The organism is Streptomyces sp. NBC_01808 (assembly GCF_035917395.1).
Classification (GTDB): Bacteria; Actinomycetota; Actinomycetes; order Streptomycetales; family Streptomycetaceae; genus Streptomyces.
In genome coordinates, this window is the sequence record NZ_CP109072.1 from 3,796,364 (window position 1) to 3,813,788 (window position 17,425).

Annotated in this window: 18 protein-coding genes and 1 pseudogene; 6 read left to right on the plus strand and 13 right to left on the minus strand. The window is 71.4% G+C overall.

Features of this window, described 5'->3' with window-relative positions:
* Positions 1-13: 13 nt before the first annotated feature.
* Together OG946_RS16380 and OG946_RS16385 are read right to left on the minus strand one after the other, a co-directional pair.
* Positions 14-1,276 (minus strand): MFS transporter, encoded by a 1,263-nt coding sequence (locus OG946_RS16380; RefSeq protein WP_326796840.1) that lies wholly within the window; start codon positions 1,274-1,276, stop codon positions 14-16.
* 576 nt (positions 1,277-1,852) lie between these two features.
* Positions 1,853-2,230: a nuclear transport factor 2 family protein gene (locus OG946_RS16385; RefSeq protein ID WP_326796841.1), complete on the minus strand. Its 378-nt coding sequence runs from the start codon at positions 2,228-2,230 to the stop codon at positions 1,853-1,855.
* A gap of 107 nt (positions 2,231-2,337) precedes the next feature.
* Here OG946_RS16385 and OG946_RS16390 point away from each other — a divergent pair.
* Positions 2,338-3,198: pseudogene (locus tag OG946_RS16390) on the plus strand (IS5 family transposase).
* Between the two features lie 11 nt (positions 3,199-3,209).
* Here the strand turns inward: OG946_RS16390 and OG946_RS16395 are convergent.
* The gene (locus OG946_RS16395) at positions 3,210-3,626 is read right to left on the minus strand and encodes a hypothetical protein (RefSeq protein WP_326796842.1); all 417 of its coding nucleotides are present in this window, start codon (positions 3,624-3,626) and stop codon (positions 3,210-3,212) included.
* 201 nt (positions 3,627-3,827) lie between these two features.
* Positions 3,828-4,421 (minus strand): TetR/AcrR family transcriptional regulator, encoded by a 594-nt coding sequence (locus tag OG946_RS16400; protein WP_326796843.1) that lies wholly within the window; start codon positions 4,419-4,421, stop codon positions 3,828-3,830.
* Between the two features lie 102 nt (positions 4,422-4,523).
* On the opposite strand from OG946_RS16400, the gene OG946_RS16405 reads away from it, so the two are divergent.
* Positions 4,524-5,264, plus strand: a complete 741-nt coding sequence (locus OG946_RS16405; RefSeq protein ID WP_326796844.1) for a nitroreductase — start codon at positions 4,524-4,526, stop codon at positions 5,262-5,264.
* 21 nt (positions 5,265-5,285) lie between these two features.
* Here the strand turns inward: OG946_RS16405 and OG946_RS16410 are convergent, their stop codons facing one another.
* The 4 genes from OG946_RS16410 to OG946_RS16425 form a co-directional block, all read right to left on the minus strand.
* On the minus strand, positions 5,286-6,161 hold the full coding sequence (locus OG946_RS16410; protein WP_326796845.1) for an IS5 family transposase: 876 nt from the start codon (positions 6,159-6,161) through the stop codon (positions 5,286-5,288).
* 150 nt (positions 6,162-6,311) lie between these two features.
* Positions 6,312-6,464 carry a hypothetical protein gene (locus OG946_RS16415; protein ID WP_326796846.1) on the minus strand — a complete coding sequence of 51 codons (153 nt, stop codon included), beginning with the start codon at positions 6,462-6,464 and terminating at the stop codon, positions 6,312-6,314.
* A gap of 958 nt (positions 6,465-7,422) precedes the next feature.
* A complete protein-coding gene (locus tag OG946_RS16420; protein WP_326796847.1) occupies positions 7,423-7,617 on the minus strand; it encodes a hypothetical protein in 195 nt (64 codons plus the stop codon).
* Between the two features lie 11 nt (positions 7,618-7,628).
* Positions 7,629-8,480, minus strand: coding sequence for a helix-turn-helix domain-containing protein (locus OG946_RS16425; protein WP_326796848.1), 852 nt, complete (start codon positions 8,478-8,480; stop codon positions 7,629-7,631).
* Positions 8,481-8,689: 209 nt separating this feature from the next.
* Between OG946_RS16425 and OG946_RS16430 the strand changes: the two genes are divergently transcribed.
* Entirely contained in the window at positions 8,690-9,124 is a 435-nt protein-coding gene (locus OG946_RS16430) for an ATP-binding protein (RefSeq protein ID WP_326796849.1), read from the plus strand.
* Positions 9,125-9,158: 34 nt separating this feature from the next.
* Here the strand turns inward: OG946_RS16430 and OG946_RS16435 are convergent, their stop codons facing one another.
* Positions 9,159-9,626, minus strand: coding sequence for an NUDIX hydrolase (locus tag OG946_RS16435; protein ID WP_326796850.1), 468 nt, complete (start codon positions 9,624-9,626; stop codon positions 9,159-9,161).
* A 117-nt stretch (positions 9,627-9,743) separates the two neighbouring features.
* Complete coding sequence (locus OG946_RS16440) at positions 9,744-10,196, minus strand: phospholipase (protein ID WP_326796851.1); 453 nt, start codon at positions 10,194-10,196, stop codon at positions 9,744-9,746.
* A gap of 268 nt (positions 10,197-10,464) precedes the next feature.
* Here OG946_RS16440 and OG946_RS16445 point away from each other — a divergent pair, with 268 nt between their 5' ends.
* Positions 10,465-11,418, plus strand: coding sequence for a DUF6528 family protein (locus tag OG946_RS16445; RefSeq protein WP_326796852.1), 954 nt, complete (start codon positions 10,465-10,467; stop codon positions 11,416-11,418).
* Here the strand turns inward: OG946_RS16445 and OG946_RS16450 are convergent.
* From OG946_RS16450 to OG946_RS16460, 3 genes are all read right to left on the minus strand, one after another.
* Positions 11,399-12,679, minus strand: coding sequence for an MFS transporter (locus OG946_RS16450; RefSeq protein ID WP_326796853.1), 1,281 nt, complete (start codon positions 12,677-12,679; stop codon positions 11,399-11,401). The genes OG946_RS16445 and OG946_RS16450 overlap by 20 nt on opposite strands.
* A gap of 9 nt (positions 12,680-12,688) precedes the next feature.
* Positions 12,689-14,377: an apolipoprotein N-acyltransferase gene (gene lnt, locus OG946_RS16455; RefSeq protein WP_326796854.1), complete on the minus strand. Its 1,689-nt coding sequence runs from the start codon at positions 14,375-14,377 to the stop codon at positions 12,689-12,691.
* A 185-nt stretch (positions 14,378-14,562) separates the two neighbouring features.
* Positions 14,563-15,405, minus strand: a complete 843-nt coding sequence (locus OG946_RS16460) for a HEAT repeat domain-containing protein (protein WP_326796855.1) — start codon at positions 15,403-15,405, stop codon at positions 14,563-14,565.
* Between the two features lie 152 nt (positions 15,406-15,557).
* Between OG946_RS16460 and OG946_RS16465 the strand changes: the two genes are divergently transcribed.
* Together OG946_RS16465 and OG946_RS16470 are read left to right on the plus strand one after the other, a co-directional pair.
* Positions 15,558-16,418: an ABC transporter ATP-binding protein gene (locus OG946_RS16465; RefSeq protein WP_326796856.1), complete on the plus strand. Its 861-nt coding sequence runs from the start codon at positions 15,558-15,560 to the stop codon at positions 16,416-16,418.
* Positions 16,415-17,416: an iron-siderophore ABC transporter substrate-binding protein gene (locus tag OG946_RS16470; protein WP_326796857.1), complete on the plus strand. Its 1,002-nt coding sequence runs from the start codon at positions 16,415-16,417 to the stop codon at positions 17,414-17,416. Before OG946_RS16465 ends, OG946_RS16470 begins: the two co-directional genes overlap by 4 nt.
* Positions 17,417-17,425: the final 9 nt, after the last annotated feature.

Below are 17,425 nucleotides of genomic sequence, written 5' to 3' on the forward strand. Positions count from 1 at the left end.
CGCGCCGCGGCGGCTAGCTTTCGACTCGCCGCAGGTTCCGTACCGCCGGGATGGACAGGAGCAGGAGGCAGGTGAGCACCGCCATCGTGGCGGAGACGAACAGCAGCGGCACCGTGCCCACCACCCCCGCCAGCGGTCCCGCCGCCGCCTGGCCGACGGGCTTCATCACCAGCGATCCCGCCGCGTCGTAGGCGTGCACCCGGCCGAGGACGTCCTGCGGGACGTGCGTCTGCACGCTGGTATGGAACATGACAATCCAGAAGGCGGCGCCGATACCGCTCACCCCGTAGCAGAGGGCGACCAGCGGCGCGGAGAGCCCGAGGCCGACGCCCAGGGGCATCAGCGCCCACACCGTCATCGACAGCGCCCCGGCGCGCAGCGGGTGCCGCGGGCGGAGCCGGATCGCGACCAGCCCGCCCAGCACGCTGCCCGCCCCGAGGGACGACATGACCAGGCCGAACGTCGAGGCGCCGTAGTCGGTGACGAGCGTGCTGTTGCCGAGCGTCGTGGTGGGGCCCGCGCCGGCGAGCTGCCAGAGCATGAAGACGACGATGACGCTCCACAGCCAGGTGCGGGCCGAGAACTCGCGCCAGCCCTCGACCAGATCGGCCCGGAACGACGGCGCCCCTTCGCGCGCCTTGCCGGGACCCATGGGGACGGCGCGGAGAGCGAAGAGACAGGCGCCGCTGACCGCGTACGTCACGGCGTCCAGGGCGACGACGACGGCGGGCGAGGAGACGGCCAGCAGCAGCCCGGCGAGCGACGGGCCGAGCACGAGGGTGACCGACTCGGCGATGCGCAGGGTGGCGTTGGCCTTCTGTACGTCCCGGGCGACCCGCGGCGTGATGCTGGCGACGCCGGGCTGAAAGAGCGCGCTGCCCGCGCCGACGAAGGCGAGCAGCACGAGGATCTGCCACAGCGGGGGCGTACCCACCAGGAAGAGCAGCGCGAGCGCCATCTGGAAGACCAGCCGCGCCCCGTCCGAGAGGACCATCAGCCGCCGGGCGCCGAAGCGGTCGGAGAGCACGCCGCCGAAGATGATCAGCGCCGCGAACGGCGCGACGAGGGCGGCCAGGGCGTAACCGACGCCGCTCGCGCCGTAGCCGGCGCCCAGGACGGCGGCGGTGATGGCGACGGGGAGCATGGCGTCGCCGAGGAGGGAGGTGGTGCGGGCGGTGAAGAAGAGCCGGAAGTCCGTCGTCCACAGGGGTGTGGGGGAAGGCGGATCCCCGGCATCCCCGGCTCGCAGCTTGCGGGCCATCTCCGAACCAGCCACCACACCGCCCCAGGCACGCCGCCGACCGACCCCTGCCGGACGACCACTCTTGCGCCGGGGCGGGCGGGGGTCAACGGAATATCTACGGGGGCGACTTCGCCGGGCGGGGGCGGGAGCGTCACGGCGGGCGGGGGCGTTGGCGGGCGGGGGGGGGAGCGTTTCACCCCGCACCCGCCTCCAGGCGGGGCGGGGGCAGGCGGGGCGGGAACACTTCCTCGGACTCGACCGGGCGGTGGGTGCGTGCGGCGGGGCGAAACTCCGGCTCCGGGGCCCTTTTCGGCCCGGATCCAGGGGTGTTACCGCGAGTTACGACCCAATCTCTCCGCTCCAAAGCCGTTGACGACGGCCACCGGGCCTCGGAACGGTCGCGTGCACGCCGATGGGCGAAAGTCAGCCCATGAGGGCGATTTGCCCCAGTTCGGTGGGGGTGTTACCGCGAGTTGCGGTCCCATTCCTCCGCCTCGTGCCGTAACCGCATAGGTCCAACGGGTTGGCGGTCGTGGCGGTGGGATGAACCGCAGCCCCCGAGCGCCGAAGGGGGCAAGTTCAGGAGGAGGACGGCGGCAGAAGGATGACTCAGGAAGCGGACGGTTCGATCTCCCCCGCAAAGACGATGACCTGGTCGATGAGGCTCCGCCGCAGATGGACGACGTCCGTTCCCGCCAGGCGGGGACCTCCGTCCGGCGCGGTGAAGACCCACTGGTACCGGGCCCACTCGCCAGGCATGTCCACCGCCGAGCAGCGCACCATCGTGCCGGTCCCCGCCGGGTGGCGCCGGATGTCCAGCACGAACCGCTCGACCACCTCGATTCCTTCGCTGCGCCCCAACGGCCCCCAGAAGACCACGTCCGAGGTCAGAGCCTGGGAGAGCAGGGCAGTCACATAGCTCTCGTCCGAGGCGTTGAACGCCGAGATGAACATGTCGATCGCGGAGCGTGCAATCTCTTCCTGCATGCCTCAGTCATATCAGCCGTTTCGCGTGCGCTCGTCCCGCGAGCCACCTCCCGATCACGGTGAACCATCCCGGTCACAGCACTAGGCCGTTTCGTTTAGATCATCTGATCGTTGGTCCGGGTGTGCCGTTGACGGATGCGCAGTGGGCGCGGATCGAGCCGTTACTCCAGGACCGGGCGCCAAAGCGGGGTGGCCGGTGGCGTGATCATCGGGAGGTGATCGACGCGATCGTCTTCAAGTTCCAGACCGGAACGCAATGGGTCCACCTGCCCAGAGAAGTACGGCAACTGGCGAGGCGCGTACAACCGACTGCGGATGTGGGATGTCGACGGCACCTGGGAGCGAGCGTTCACCGCACTTTTGGCCCAGGCTGATGCGGACGAGGATCTGAACTGGGCCGTCTCGGTGGACTCCACCATCGTGCGTGCTCACCAGCACGCGGCCGGGGCCCGTAAAAAAGGGCTCCGGCTGCTGAGCCTGACCACCATGCCATTGGCCGCTCCCGCGGCGGAATGACCACAAAGATCCACCTCGCTGCCGACGGCAACTGTCGGCCCCTGGCCTTTCACGTCACCGCCGGACAGGTCGGTGACGCTCCCGCCTTCACGAAGGTCATGTCACGCCTGCGCGTCCCCCGACCGCGAGGACGGCCCCGTGCCAAGCCCGAGGTCGTGCTGGCCGACAAGGCGTACTCCTCCCGCGCGATCCGCGAGCACCTGCGCAGGCGCGGCATCCGCGCGGTGATCCCTGTCCCGGCGGACCGGCAGGGCCACCGGCTACGAAGAGGCAGTCGAGGCGGCAGACCACCGGCCTTCGATCGCGATGCCTACAAGCAGCGCAACACCGTCGAGCGGTGCATCAACCGCCTGAAGCAGTGGCGGGGCATCGCCACTCGCTACGAGAAGACCGCCACCGTATACCTGGCCGGGCTACACAGCGCAGGCATCTTCCTCTGGTCCGCCCGGTGACCTGGCGAGGACTACGAGCTGGCGATCTCTTGCCGGAGCTGGCGGGTGAAGCGACGCAGGAGGTCCAACGTCTCCCGGAACTCGGCCCGGCGGTCGTCCCTGCCGTCGGTGGGCCGGGTGCGCCACACCCGACGCGCGAGAGCATCGGCGAGATCGACAGTGTCGCTGGCGCAGAGCAGGTAGAGAGCTGAGCGTGCTTCCTGCATCCGGTTCGCCAATTCGTTGGCTCCAGGGCCGTCGTCACTCAGCTGTGATTCCTTCAGGTAGTCCAGGAGCTGAACTACGGCCGTGTTGAAGCCGATCCCGGCCTTGAGCTTCTGTTCGCGCAGCCACATGCGGTCCTGCCGGCGAGCGGTAAACCACGAACCGAACAGCACCCCTATGAGGCCGATAGCGGCCCCAATGGCCACGGACAGGATGTTCTCCACGGTCCCCCCCCAACATCAGCGGCGCCAGGCTACAGGGGCCCTCGGAGGCACCGCACTCGATAGGCGCGCTCGCCTGCCAAGGGTTCGATGATCCGAACGAAACGGCCTAGGACCTGTTGTGAAAGTCCCGCCTTCCTCTCGGTCGAGCGGCGGGATCTTTGCATCAGGCGCTAGGCATACCGAGCAACCCGGTGGGACCTGTCAGATCGTGGTCGGCAGCGCGTTTTCCAGGAGGGTCTCCGCCGCTGTCCGCGCGTGCCGGCCGTAGTTCGACTCGCCCAGCACCATGGCGCGGCTGGCGGCGCCGTCCGCGAGGGTCACGAGTTGCTCGGCGAGGACGGCGGGCTCGCGGCAGCCCAGTTCCGCTACCAGGTCGGTCACCAGCCGCGCCATCATCAGTTTCTGTTCGCGGGCGTAGGAGTGGACCGCGTTCTGGGGGTCGGGGAACTCCGCGGCGGCGTCGATGAACGGGCATCCGCGCACGGGATCCGTGCCGGTCGGGGGCGGGTCGAACAGTGCGAGGATTCGCTCCTTGGCGGGGATGTCCTCGCGTGCCAGCACGCCCTCCAGGGTGCGTCCCGTCGAGGAGAGGTCCTTGAGGTGGGCGAGGACCAGCTCGTCTTTGGTCCTGAAGTGTGCGTAAAGGGTGCGCTTGGACACCGGCGCCCGCTCCGCGATCTGCTCCATGCCGGTCGCGTTGATCCCCTGGGCCGCGAACAGTCCGGCCGCGGCGGCCAGGATGCGCTCCCGCCCTCCGCGCCCCGGCCGTCGAGACGCCGTCGTCATCGTGGTCATGACGTAAGTATACGTTCTTGTTTACTTCGGAGGGGGTGGCTGGCTATAGTGCGACTTCAGGTAAACGATTCTGTTTACTTCAGTGATCCTGAGGAGAGTTCCATGAGTGGACCGGTCTTCACCCGGACACGCACGAGCGAGGCGCCCACCGGCGGGACACAGCCGGGCGGGACGCGAACGCCGGAGTACGCCGAGCAGCTGATCCGCGGGCGCCGCGCGACCCGCGCATTCCGTCCCGACCCGGTGCCCGAGGACGTTTTGCGCGCGGTGTTCTCCCTGGCCGGCGCCGCGCCGTCCAATTCCAACGCGCAGCCGTGGCGGGTCGAGGTGGTCGGCGGCGCACGGCGAGACCGTCTGGCCGACGCCCTGCGGACGGCCTACAGTGAGCGACCTGTCACGGCTGACTACCCGTACTCCGAGGACATATACGCCCCCGTCCACCAGGAACGGCGGGCCGCCTTCGGCGCCGGTCTGTACGGAGCGCTGGACATCGGCCCCGATGACCACACGGCCCGCGCGGCCTACGACGTGGAGAGCATGGGCTTCTACGGGGCGCCCCATGCCGCGTTCCTGTTCGTCACCGGCGACGGCGGGCCGCGACTGGCCGCCGACGTCGGCGCCTACCTGCAGACGCTGCTGCTGGCCATGACCGGCTACGGCGTGGCCAGTTGCCCGCAGGGCATGCTCAGCTTCTACGCCGACACCGTCCGCGATCAACTCGGAGTGGACGAGGGGAAGCTGCTCGTGGGCGTCTCCTTCGGCTACGCCGACGAGGACGCACCGGTAAACCGGTTCGCGACCGGCCGGGCGGCCCTGGAGGCAACCACCACATTCCACACCTAGAGTCGGTCCCGAAAGCGCTGGTCACAGCCACTCGTTGAGGGCTGCGACCAGCACGGTCGCCTCGTATCGGACGGCGAGTTCGTCGTATCTCGTGGCCACTGCGCGGTGCCGTTTCAGCCGATTGATCCCGCACTCCACGGTGTGGCGTTCCTTGTAGTCGTCCTTGTCGAAGGCCGGTGGCCGACCTCCTCGGGAGCCGAGCTTCTTGCGGTTGCGGAGCTGGTCGGCCTTCTCCGGGATGGTGCATCCGATCCTGCGCCTGCGCAGGTAGGAGCGGTTCGCACGGGATCCGTAGGCTTCGTCGGCACGGACCCTGTCCGGCGTGGTGCGTGGGCGTCCGGGACCGGTGCGAGGCACGCGGATGCGTTCGAGGACGGGCTGGAACTGCGGGCTGTCGTGACGGTGGCCCGCAGTGACCAGCAGGGACAGCGGCTTCTGCCCCTGCTCGGCCGCGAGGTGGATCTCCGTTGTCAGGCCGCCGCGGGAGCGTCCGAGCCCGTGATCGTCCGGCTCGGTGTCGACCCCCACCGGGCGGCTCACGCTGCAGATCCCCTTTTTGCGCGCGCCGGCGGCGTACTGGTGGGCACGGCAGACGGTCGAGTCCACACTCACGTCCCAGGTGATCAGGCCCTGTACATCGGCTTGGACCTGCAGTTGTTCCAGGATCCGCTTCCATGTGCCGTCGCGCTGCCAGCGGCGGAACAGGTCGTAGACCCGGTCCCATGGGCCGTACCGCTCGGGGACGTCCCGACAGGGCGTGCCAGCCCGGGTCCGCCACCGTATCCCGTCGATCAACTGCCGCCGCGCCCACGTCCGTGGCCGCCCCGACTTCTTCCCCGCCGGCAGCAGCGGCTCCAGTCGAGCCCACTGCCAGTCCGTCAAGTCCCCTCGCGCCACACCATGATCATCACAGCTCAAGATCCACTTTCGCAAAACGCCCTAGGTGTATGAGGGCTGGACGTTGGTGACACCGGCCCGGAGTCTGGACCAACCGGCGGCGTCCCTCGTTGCTGAGCGGGGCGTTGGCGTGGCTCATGCGTCCATCGCCTAGGAGCGCTCCATCAGGTCGGTCATCGCCTGCTGGAAGTCGCGGCGCTTCTTGTCGCTCCAGCCTCTGGTCAGCTCAGCGAACACTTCCTCCTGCCAACGATGCGCCTGGTCCAGCATCAACCGGCCCGCAGGGGCGAGTGATGTACCCACTCGGCGAACTGCGCACGCGTGATCGGACCCGCACCCTTCGGGCCGAGCACGACGACTGGATCACCGACCGCCTGCGCAGACCGCGGCAGGTCGCCGGCGTTGACGCTCGCGTGCCACTCGCTGATCGCTTCTTCAAGGTTGGGCTCCATGACCAGAACTATATGCGATCCGCATACATTCACGATCGGGCCGGCGCGACGTCAACCTCCCGCCCCACAACAACTAGGCACCCTGAACGACGGTGGCCGGCCTCGGAACCGGCCGCGCGTGTATCGATGGGCGAAAGTCGGGGCCGGTGGGCGGTTTGGGCCGGTTTTTGCCATGGGTTACCGCGAGTTCGTCTCGGTCGCGTGCGTTCCGCGTGATCCGAGTACTGGAGGATGGGCTGTGGCCCGGTGGGTGCGGCCCGGTGGGTGAAAGTCGGCGGCTGGGGCTGATTCGGGCCGGATCCAGGGGTGTTACCACGAGTTACAGCTCATTTTCTCCGCCGCGGCGGTACGGACAGTGCCCCGGTGGGCGATCACCGGGCGGGTGCACGTCGTGCAGCAGGCGTTGGGCGTTGCTCCCCCATGCGACACCGTTCACCCCAGCTCGGCCCCCGGTCCCTCCGCAGTCCAGTCGCCCGGCTCCGGTCCGAGGCGGCGCCGGGCCTGTCCGCGAGCGGGGTGGCCCCGCCCCGGCGGCGTCGGCCCCCGTCCGCCGGGCACCGCTCCGTAGGCCCTTCGACGGGGTGCCGCTCCCCCCGGGCCACTCATAGCCGCCGGTCGTTACGGGCCGGAGTCCGGTGTCAAGGGTGGGGCGAAGCCCCATCGCGCAGCGACGCTCCTCGCAGCGAAGCGGAGAGGAGCGCCCTTGACACCGGACGGAGGCCCGCATCATCAGGAGATGGGTGGCCCGGGGGGTGCCCAAGCGACGCCGGTACCCCCGACGCCGCCCCTTCCGACGCCGGGTTGGTCCGTTACAGCAGGTGGTCCGCCTTGCCGGCCTTGATGTCCCGGATGAGCGTGCGGAGGGCTTCCACGGAGTCGGTGACCCGGTGCTCCTCCCTGCCTGCCACGGCGATGTGCGCGTTGCCCTCCGCGTCCGTGCCTATCCGGAAGCACGAGTTGCCCTCGGCGCAGAAGGGGTCTTCCCAGTCGATGGGGGCGGACATGCGGTCACTCCTCACAGTTGGCGGGCGATGCTGCGGATGCAGTCACGGGACTGCTCCGGCGGCAGGGCCACCTCTTCCATCTGGTCCAGCAGCGAACGGTACTTCGAGAGCTGGCCGTCCGCGTGAAGGAAGTCCGGGCCGTGGGCGCTGTCGACTTGCACGGTGTCCAGCCGTGGGACCGGCCCGTCGGCGTAGAGGATGGTCTGTCCTGCCCCCGGGAACGCCCCGTGGGTGAACGGGATGACCTGGATGCTGATGTTCTCGCGTTCGGACATGTCGAGAAGGTGGTGCAACTGCGCTTGCGCGACGCGACGGCCGCCGAACTGCATACGCAGTGCGGCTTCGTGCACGACGGCGACGTAGTCGGGGCGGTCGTCTCGCGCGAGCACTTCCTGGCGCTTCGCGCGATGAGCCAGCCTGAGGCCCACCTCGTGCTCGGGCAGAGCCGGTACAGCACTGCGGAAGATGGCCAGGGCGTGGTCCGAGGTCTGCAGCAAGCCGGGGACGTGCACGGTGTTCGCGACACGCATCCGGACCGCGTGCGCCTCCAACTCCGCGATGTCCAGCAGCCCGTGCGGGAGCACGCCCCGGTACTGCTCCCACCAGCCCTTCGGCTCGCGCTGCGTCATTTCGACCAGCGCTTCGACGTACTTCTCGTCGGTGCAGTGGCAGTTGCAGGCCAGCGTCCGAAGCCGCTCCGCGCTGATCGTGCGCTGGCCAGACTCCATATAGGAAATTTTTCCGCTGTCCAGTCCCAGTAATCCGGCGGCGTACGTGGTGGACATCCCGGCTGACGTACGGATCTTCCGCACCTCGCTGCCCAGGCGCTGCTGCCGCTGGGTGGGTGTCTTCCTGACGGCCATGTCCGTGCCTCCTGCGACAAGAGAGATTCTCCGAGGGGAGGTAGCAATTATGCCAACCTATGGCTACTCTCGGTTGCGCGAAAGGTACTCACAGCAACGCCGGAAGCGCACCGCGCGAGCATGCCCGCTCTCCCTGGGGTGGGCGTGCTCGCGTCCAGGGAGGCATGCCACCGGCAAGTCAACGCCCAACCCCCGCCCGGGAGTACGCCATGCCCCCACACCCCTCCGCCCCCACTCCGACCATCCCGCCCCTCCCCGTCCGCTGCGTCTTCCCCGCCCATCCCCTCTCCGTCCCCCGCGCCCGCCGGGCCGTCCTCGACGCCCTGCCCCGCCCCCATCACCCCCGCCTCGGCGATGACCTCCAGCTCCTCGCCTCCGAACTCGTCACCAACGCCGTACGCCACGGCGCCCGCCCCGACTCGGACCACCTCATCGAGCTCTTCCTCTGGCCCGCCGACGGCCACTACTGGCTCGCCGTCTCCGACCCCGGCCCCGGCACGCCCTTCCTCACCGCACCTGCCGCCGCCGACTGCGGCGGCCGTGGGCTCCTCCTCGTCGACGCGCTCACCGCCGCCTGGGCCGTCGTCCCGCGCCGCGTCTGCGGCAAAGCCGTCGTCGCCGGGCTTCCCCTCGGCGTCCGGTGACCGCGGACGGCCGCGGACGGCCGCGGCGACCGCCTCAGTGCCGGATCAGGCCGCCGACGCGGACAGGAGCGACATGGCCGGTCGCCGGAAGGGTCTGCGCCAGTGCGAGGCCGATGTCCACCAGCGACGAACGGCGCAGCCCGGCGACATCAGGGACCGCGGTCCACACCGACTCCGCGATGTCGCCCTCCGGTTCGGGCCGGAGGCGGCCGCCCGCGATGCGGACCCGGTAGAAGATGCCGACGTTCTGGTGCTCGACTCCCGCCCGTGCGACGGCCGCGGGGATCACCCTCGAATCCACGCCCAGCAGACGATCGACCACCGCGGCGCAGCCTGTCTCCTCGGCGACCTCCCGGATCACCGCATCGAACGGATCCTCCCCGTGCTCCACCCTGCCGCCCGGAAGAGTCCAGTTGCTCTCGCCCTCCGGCGGTACGTAACGGGCGAGCAGCACCCGCCCGTCCTCGATGCACACCGCGTACGCCGCCAGCCGGAAACTCATCCCCGCACCCCCACCGCCGGACCCTATTCAACCCCCACATCGAGGTGCCGGCGAACAGGCGTCCGGCCCCGGCGGCATGGGGGCACCGCCGGGGCCGGATCGGGGGTGGGGACGGGGTCAGCCGAAGGCGCGGACGGCCTGGTAGTAGACCCAGGCGGTGCTGTTGCAGGAGGTCTTGGTGGCGCCCGAGTAGCGGTTGCAGACGCGCTTGAGGTCCTCGTAGAAGGCGCTGTCGAGGCGGGACTTGTTGGCGTCGAAGCCGCCGATCTCCTTGTAGTTGCGGTAGCCGAAGTCGTGGCGCTGGCACGCCTTCTGGAAGGGGAAGCCGAAGGGGTTGTCGGGGGAGCTGCTGCAGTAGTCGGTCGACCAGTTGAACGCGTAGGCGGACCAGGCGCCGCGGTTCGCCTCGGCGGCGGCCCAGGTGTTGTAGCTCGTGGCGCTGGTCTGGGTGAAGCTCGCGAGCACCTGGGGCTTGTCGGCGGGGGCTGCCTCGGCGGGGGCGGCGGTTGCCAGGAGGGCCGCCGCGGTGACGCCGGCGGCGACCAGACCCTTCTTTGCGGTGGGGCGCATGGGGACTCCTCGGGTAGGTGCGCCGGGTCGCGGCGCACGGCCTGGGGGTGTGCGCCAACTGCCGCGGGAGTGCCGGCAGTCGGCCGTGCCGGCGCTCAGACTATGCGCGTAGAATGGCCGTGGGAAGTCATGCCCCTGACAGGATCATGAAGTCGGTGTACGTCCCCCAGACCGCGCAACCGCGGCGCAACCGGCGTGCATTACCCGTGCATTACAACGGAAAAGGGCCGAGCCCCCACCAACGAGCCGACGAACGGATGGACGGACGATGAAGCGACGCAGCCTGCTCACCGGAGCCCTCGCCGGCGCGGTCGCCGCGCCGGCCGCCGTCACCCTCGGCGCGTCGAAGGCGAACGCCGCGGTGGCCAATTACCCCATCGCGCTGACCGACCAGGCCACCAACAGCTTCCAGGTCTTCGACCGCACCGGCGACTGGTCCGGGGCGTCCAACTGGAGCTTCACCCCCGGCACCACGAACGGCTGGGACGACCCGTTCGAGATCCGCTTCCGCGCGACCACCCGCTACGGCACGATCGCGCTGATGACCGCAGGACAGCCCGGCAACGGCCGCGCCGGCATCGTGGCCGTCACCGGCAACGGCAACCGGCTGGACCGCGGCGACCTCATCTGGGAGACGTCCGTGGCCAGTTACCCGCACTGCATCGAGCGCATCCCGAACGTCGCCGCCGTCGTCGTCGCCGGCACCCGCGACCGCATCCACGTCTACGGCGGCGCCAACAGCGACCACTCCACGCTCCGCGAGGTGCAGACGATCACCGACATGCCCAAGCCGCATGCGGTGCTCTGGGACGACGTGAACGACCTCCTCTGGGTCACCGGCGGCACGGTCATCCGCACCTACCGGGTCACGGGCGCCAACTCCACGGCCCGGCTGGTGAAGTCGGGTACGGACATCGCGTTCGCGGGCAACGGCCACGACATCCAGCCCGACTACACCGACCCCGGCAAGCTGTGGGTCACCGACAGCGGCCGGGTGTACTCGCTGGACAAGGCGACGCGGAAGGTGACGATCATCTCCGAGGAGAACTACGTCAAGTCGTACGTCCGTTACACCGACGGCGAGGCGATGTGGACCCTGGACCCCACTCCCGCGGACCCGCCGTGGGGCGGCCCGACCGTCTACTTCTCCGGCGGCCAGTCGAAGACCCGCCCCGGCGCCCAGATCTACAAGGCCCGCATCGTCACGACCCGCTTCCACTGACCCCACCGCCACCGCCGCCGGGCCCAGCGGCCTCGCCGGGCCCGTCGGCCCCGCCCGGCCCGGCGAGCAGCGCCGAGACCCCCAGCAGCGTACGAGCCGCGACCAGCGCCGCCAGCACGACCGCCGCCCCGCCCGCGACGAACGGCACGCGCAGCCCGTACGCCGCCGCCAGCACCCCGCCCAGCAGCGAACCCAGCGGCAGGCTGCCCCAGCTCAGGAACCGGTGCACGCTGCTGATCCGCCCCAGCAGCCGGTCCGGCACGACGGTCTGCCGCACGGCCGCGGTCAGCACGCTCCACGTCATCGTCGCGAACCCGAACCCGGCGCTGCTCGCCCCCGCCACCCACGGATTCGAGGTCGCCCCCATCGCGACCGTCGTCAGCCCGTGCCCGAGGACGGCCGCCACCAGGCACGGCCCGGCCGCCGCGGGCCGGATGCGCTCGGCGGCCCAGGACCCGGCGACCGCGCCGACCGCGACGGCGCTGGACAGCACCCCGTAGCCGACCGCCGACAGGTGCAGCGTCTCCAGGGCGTACAGCACGAAGACGGCCATGGTCATCGCGCGCGCCAGGTTCATGAAGGTGACGACGACCGACAGCGTGCGGATCACCGGATGGCGCCACAGCCACCCGAAGCCCTCCCCTATCGCGCGCCCCACCCCGGCCTTCGGCGCCTCCGCCGTCCCGGCGGGCCGGAAGGTGCCCCGCAGCCGGCTCAGCAGCGCCGCGCTGGCCGCGAAGCTCACCGCGTCGAGCACGAACGGCACCGCCTGCCCCAGCCGGAAGAGGAAGCCGCCGAGCGGCGGGCCGGCGAACTCGTTGGCGCCCAGCTCCACGCCGAACAGCCGCGCGTTGCCGCGCGTGAGCTGCTCCCGGGGCACGATCCGCGGCAGGAGCGTGGGCGCCGCGGCGTCGAAGACCACCTCCCCGATCCCCAGCAGGAACACGAAGGCGCAGAGCACCGCGATCGAGGAGCGGTCGGCCAGGACGGTCGCCGTGAGAAGCGCGGCCAGGCACATCCGGACGAGCTGGACCGCGACCATCAGCCGGCGTCGGTCGACCCGGTCGGCCAGGGCGCCGGCGGGGAGGCTGACCAGCAGCCAGGGGAGTTCGGCCGCCACCGACACGGCGGCGACGGCCACCGGGTCGCGGGTCACGGCGGCGGCCAGCAGGGGCAGGGCGGTCAGGCGGACGCCGTCGCCGAGGTTGGAGACCGCGGAGGATAACCACAGCCGCCGGAAGTCCGCCCCCAGGCCCGTCACGGTGGCGGGTCAGTCCTCCGTCGGCGTACGGGCCTCGGAAGCCGAAGCCGCAGCCGAAGCCGCAGCCTCAGCAGGAGCGGCATCGCGACGGCGCAGGTACACCGCCGTGCCCACCGCGCCCGCCGCGAGGGCCACGATCGCCCACTCCGGGGCCGAGCCCACCCGCGTCGCCAGCGTCTCGTCGGTGCGCAGCGGGACCTCCGCCGTCAGCACCTCACGGCGCCACGGGCCCGTCTCGTCGACCGTCTCGCCGTCCGGCGTGACGATCGCGCTGATGCCCGTCGTGGAGGCGACCAGCGTCGAGCGGTCGTGCTCGACCGCCCGCAGCCGCGACATCGCGAGCTGCTGCTCGGGCTCGCCGAGGTTGCCGTCGCGCATATAGGTGGCGTTGTTGGTGGGTACGGCCAGCAGGTTGGCCCCGGTGCGCACCTGGTCGCGGACCTGGCCGTCGTACGCGACCTCGTAGCAGATCGACTCCGCCAGCCGCACGGCCCCGGCGTCCAGCCGCACCGCCTCCTCGCCCGGCTCGAAGTCGCGCGGGATGAGCTGGAGGTCGCCGAAGCCGCCGAGCAGCGAGCGCATCGGGATGTACTCGCCGAAGGGCACGAGCTGCCGCTTGGCGTAGTACTCGCCGGGGCCGCTGCCCGGGAGCCAGAGGAGGCCCGCGTTGCGGATGCGGTCGCCGGGGGCGTCGAGGATGGCGCCGACGACGACGGGGGCGCCGAGGTCGTCCACGACCTGGGAGATCCGGGCGCTGAGGACGGGGTCGTTGCGCGGGTCGCGGTCGGTGGCGTTCTCCGGCCACAGCACCAGGTCCGGCCGCTCCGCCCGGCCCGCCCTGATGTCCTCGACCAGTTCCTCGGTGGCCGCGATGTGGTTCTCCGCGACCATCTCGACCCGGGCCTGCTCCTCCAGGCTGCGCGCCCGCGGCACGTTGCCCTGCACCACGGCCACGGTCGCCCGCTCGTCGCCCGCGTCGCCCGCGCTCGGCAGCAGCAGCATCCCGCACGCCCCCAGCGCGACAGCCCCTGCCAGCGCGACCGCCGGCACCACCCGGTGCGCGGTCCGCGCGGTGACCAGCGCCGCGAGCGCGCCCGCGGTGAGGGCGACGACGGCGCTGACCCCCGGGGCGCCGCCGACCGACGCCCAGCCGAGCGTCGGGGCGTCGGCCTGGCTGAAGGCCAGCCGGCCCCAGGGGAAGCCGCCCAGCGGCGCCCGCGAGCGCACCGCCTCGACCGCCACCCACCAGGCCGCCGCCCACAGCCACCACACCGGCAGCCGCACCAGCGGCGGCACGGCGAGGCACAGGCCGCCGAGCATCAGCGCCTGGATGACGCTGAGCAGCAGCCACGGCAGGATGCCGAGGTTGGACAGCCACCACAGCAGGGGGACGAAGAACGCGACGCCGAAGGCCGTGCCGAGCCAGAACGCGTCCCGCTTGCGGCGGGCGCCTCGCAGCAGCACGAACAGCGCCGCGGGCGCGACGGCGGCCAGCGGCCACAGCCCGTAGGGCGGGAAGGCCAGCGCGAGCAGCACCCCGGCGACCGCGGCCAGCGCGGGCGGGAACCACGCCCGGCGGCTCAGCGCCGCCAGCCACGGCGCCCGCTGCCCCACGGCGGCGGCCCACGGCACGGTGGCCGGCGCGGCCTCCCCGCCGCCGACGGGGGCGGCTGTCGTACGCGGTGGTGCGGCGGTCACGGAGCCTCCAGGATGTGCTCGTCTGCGGGCGCCGCGGGTGCCTCGCGCCCGCGTGTGGGTCCGGCATCCGCACGCCGCCCACCCGTATTCTCGCCCCGCCACCCCCCTCGCGCGCCAGTGAGGTTCGCCTCCCGGCGCCGCCGGGCCCCGCCGAAGCCCCACGCGTACGCCCGGAAGCGGCCCGGCTACCAGGCCCCGACCTGCGCCAGCGCACTCCTGACGTACCTGCGTACCGTCTCGTCCGCGTCGTCCGCCGCTGCCCGCATCCCCTCGGTGAACGTCCTCCGCCCCTCCGCGGTGACCTCGCACACCACAGGACCGTCCACCGACCACCGGCCCGCGCCGCCGTTCGTGAGGCGGACCAGGTGCTGCGCCGCCCGGCGGCGCACCGGGACGGGCCGGTCCTCCGCCAGCAGGTCCAGCAGGGGGCGGAGCATCACGGTGTCGCCCAGGACGGCGAGCGCCGGGGCGACCCAGTCGACGGCCGGGATCAGCGGGTAGAAGTCCGGGCGGTGGATCTCCCGCCAGGACGCGGGCGCGCGCAGCAGTGCGTCGAGGTGACGACGGGCCTCCTCGCCGCCGGTGTCGGCGAGCGCGAACATCAGGGTGCCGACGTAGTACGACCGTTCCACCCGGGGATGGTGCATCTCCGACCGGATCGCCGTGATCAGCGGCGCGACCGCGCGCGGGTCGCGCAGCGTCGTCAGCACGCGCGCGGCGTCCTCGCGGACGGACAGGTCGGGGTCCCGCAGCGCCGCGACGTACTTCTCGACGGGATGCGCCCCGCGGTAGTCCGCCTCGCCTTCCGCGGTGAGTTCGCGGTGCCGCCGCCAGCAGTCGTCGCAGGCTTCCCGGACGACGGTGGAGTCGACCCGGCCCGGCGCACCCACGTAGAACGGGGACAGCACCCCGGGCGGCGGCGCCTTCGTCACCGGGCCCGGCACCCGTCTGCGGCAGGCGTCGCACCAGGGGCCGGTGTGCTTTTCGCCACCTGTCAGGGCCCTACGGAGCTTCTTCCACCAGTTCACCGGGCGGGCCTCCTCGGGGAGATGGGGGCGCGGGGAAGCGTAGGCGGCCGGTCCGCGGAAGGCGAGGGGGACGGCCCCGGGCGGGCGGCGCGCAATCTTCCCTCGCGTACCGACTGCCGAGGCGGGGTGAGGTTAGGTTAACCTAAGCTCCCGTGAGAGCCGGAGAGAGCACGCCCACCGCCGCGGGAGCCCGCGGGCACGCCCTGTCCGCCGCCGACGTCACCGTGGCGTACGACGGCGTCGACGTCGTCCACGACGCCTCGCTGCGGCTGCGGCCCGGGGAGGTGACCGTCCTCGTCGGGCCCAACGGCAGTGGCAAGTCGACGCTGCTGCGCACCCTCGCGCGGCTCCAACGGGCCCGCCGCGCCAGCCTCGTCATCGACGAGGAGACCGACGGGTTCGCGATGTCCACCCGGCACTTCGCCCGGCACGTCGCGCTGCTCACCCAGGGGCGGCCCACGCCCAGCGGGCTGACCGTGCGCGACGTCGTGGAGTTCGGCCGCTACCCGTACCGCGGCCGCTGGGGCGCCTCCGACCCCGGCGGGCGCGCGGCCGTCGACCGGGCGCTGGCGATGACCGGCGTCACCGAACTCGCCGAGCGCGGCGCCGAGCACCTGTCCGGCGGGCAGTTGCAGCGCGTCTGGCTGGCCGGCTGCCTCGCGCAGGACACCGGCGTGCTGCTGCTCGACGAGCCGACCAACCACCTCGATCTGCGCTACCAGGTCGAACTCCTCGACCTGGTACGCGACCTGGCCGACGACCACCGCATCGCGGTGGGCGCCGTCCTGCACGACCTCGACCAGGCGGCGGCCGTCGCCGACCGCATGGTCCTGCTCGACGACGGCCGCATCGTCGGCGACGGCCGCCCGGAGGACGTCCTGCTGCCCGAACTGCTCAGCAAGGCGTACGGAATCCGCATCGACGTCGACGACGACCCCCTGACGGGCCGGCTGCGCACCCGCGCGATCGGCCGGCACCACAAGCGAAGCGAAAGGCTCAGCACTTCCTCATGACACGCCTCCTGCTGACCGCGGCGGTCGCCACCGCCGCGACGCTCACCCTGGCCGCCTGCGGCACCACGGAAGACGCCGCGGACGACGACGACAAGGGCGGCGCCGGCAAGGGCGCCGCGCAGCCGATCACCCTGACCGACTCCACCGGCAAGAAGGTGACGCTCGAAGACGGGCCCGCCACCAAGGTCGTCGGCACCGAGTGGAACGTGGTCGAGAACCTCATATCGCTGGGCGTCGACCCCGTCGGCGTCGCCGACGTCAAGGGCTACAACACCTGGGACTCCGCGGTCCCGCTCAAGGGCGAGCCCGAGGACATCGGCACCCGCGGCGAGCCGAGCATCGACACCATCGCCTCGCTCAACCCCGACCTGATCATCGCCACCAGCGACCTGCCGGAGTCGGCCGTCAAGCAGTTGAGCGAGCGGACCCCGGTGCTCACCCTGCGCTCCGCCGACGCCTCCGACCCCGTCGGCCAGATGACCGAGAACCTCGACCTCATCGCGAAGGCCACCGGCACGACCGACCGGGCCGAGAAACTGAAGAAGGACTTCGACGCCAAGCTCGACGAGGGCAGGAAGGCGCTCGGCGACGCCGGCCTGGGCGGCGGGAAGATCGCCTTCGCCGACGGCTACGTCGTCTCCAACCAGGTCTCCATCCGCCCCTTCACCAGCGGCTCCCTGCTCGGCGGCGTCAACGAGCGGCTGGGCCTCGAAAACGCCTGGGACGTCAAGGGCGACAAGGACTACGGCCTCGGCTCGACCGACGTCGAGGGTCTGACGAAGCTCCCCGCGGACACGCAGTTCGTCTACATCGGCAACGACGAGGACGAGGCCAGCACCCCGTTCACCGGCGAGCTGAAGGACGACTCCGTCTGGAAGTCGCTGCCGTTCGTCAAGGCGGGCGACGTCCACCGGCTGGACGACGGCATCTGGATGTTCGGCAGCGTCGGATCCATGAACCAGTACGTCGACGCCCTCGTCGGCGCGCTGACGAAGTAGTCGGTGGCC

What these genes read in the sequence shown, in the direction of transcription:
- OG946_RS16385 (WP_326796841.1), bottom strand. Translation starts at nt 2,230, where the DNA reads ATGCAGGAAGAGATTGCACGCTCCGCGATCGACATGTTCATCTCGGCG.
- OG946_RS16400 (WP_326796843.1), bottom strand. Translation starts at nt 4,421, where the DNA reads ATGACCACGATGACGACGGCGTCTCGACGGCCGGGGCGCGGAGGGCGG.
- OG946_RS16405 (WP_326796844.1), top strand. Translation starts at nt 4,524, where the DNA reads ATGAGTGGACCGGTCTTCACCCGGACACGCACGAGCGAGGCGCCCACC.
- OG946_RS16420 (WP_326796847.1), bottom strand. Translation starts at nt 7,617, where the DNA reads ATGTCCGCCCCCATCGACTGGGAAGACCCCTTCTGCGCCGAGGGCAAC.
- OG946_RS16425 (WP_326796848.1), bottom strand. Translation starts at nt 8,480, where the DNA reads ATGGCCGTCAGGAAGACACCCACCCAGCGGCAGCAGCGCCTGGGCAGC.
- OG946_RS16430 (WP_326796849.1), top strand. Translation starts at nt 8,690, where the DNA reads ATGCCCCCACACCCCTCCGCCCCCACTCCGACCATCCCGCCCCTCCCC.
- OG946_RS16435 (WP_326796850.1), bottom strand. Translation starts at nt 9,626, where the DNA reads ATGAGTTTCCGGCTGGCGGCGTACGCGGTGTGCATCGAGGACGGGCGG.
- OG946_RS16440 (WP_326796851.1), bottom strand. Translation starts at nt 10,196, where the DNA reads ATGCGCCCCACCGCAAAGAAGGGTCTGGTCGCCGCCGGCGTCACCGCG.
- OG946_RS16445 (WP_326796852.1), top strand. Translation starts at nt 10,465, where the DNA reads ATGAAGCGACGCAGCCTGCTCACCGGAGCCCTCGCCGGCGCGGTCGCC.
- OG946_RS16470 (WP_326796857.1), top strand. Translation starts at nt 16,415, where the DNA reads ATGACACGCCTCCTGCTGACCGCGGCGGTCGCCACCGCCGCGACGCTC.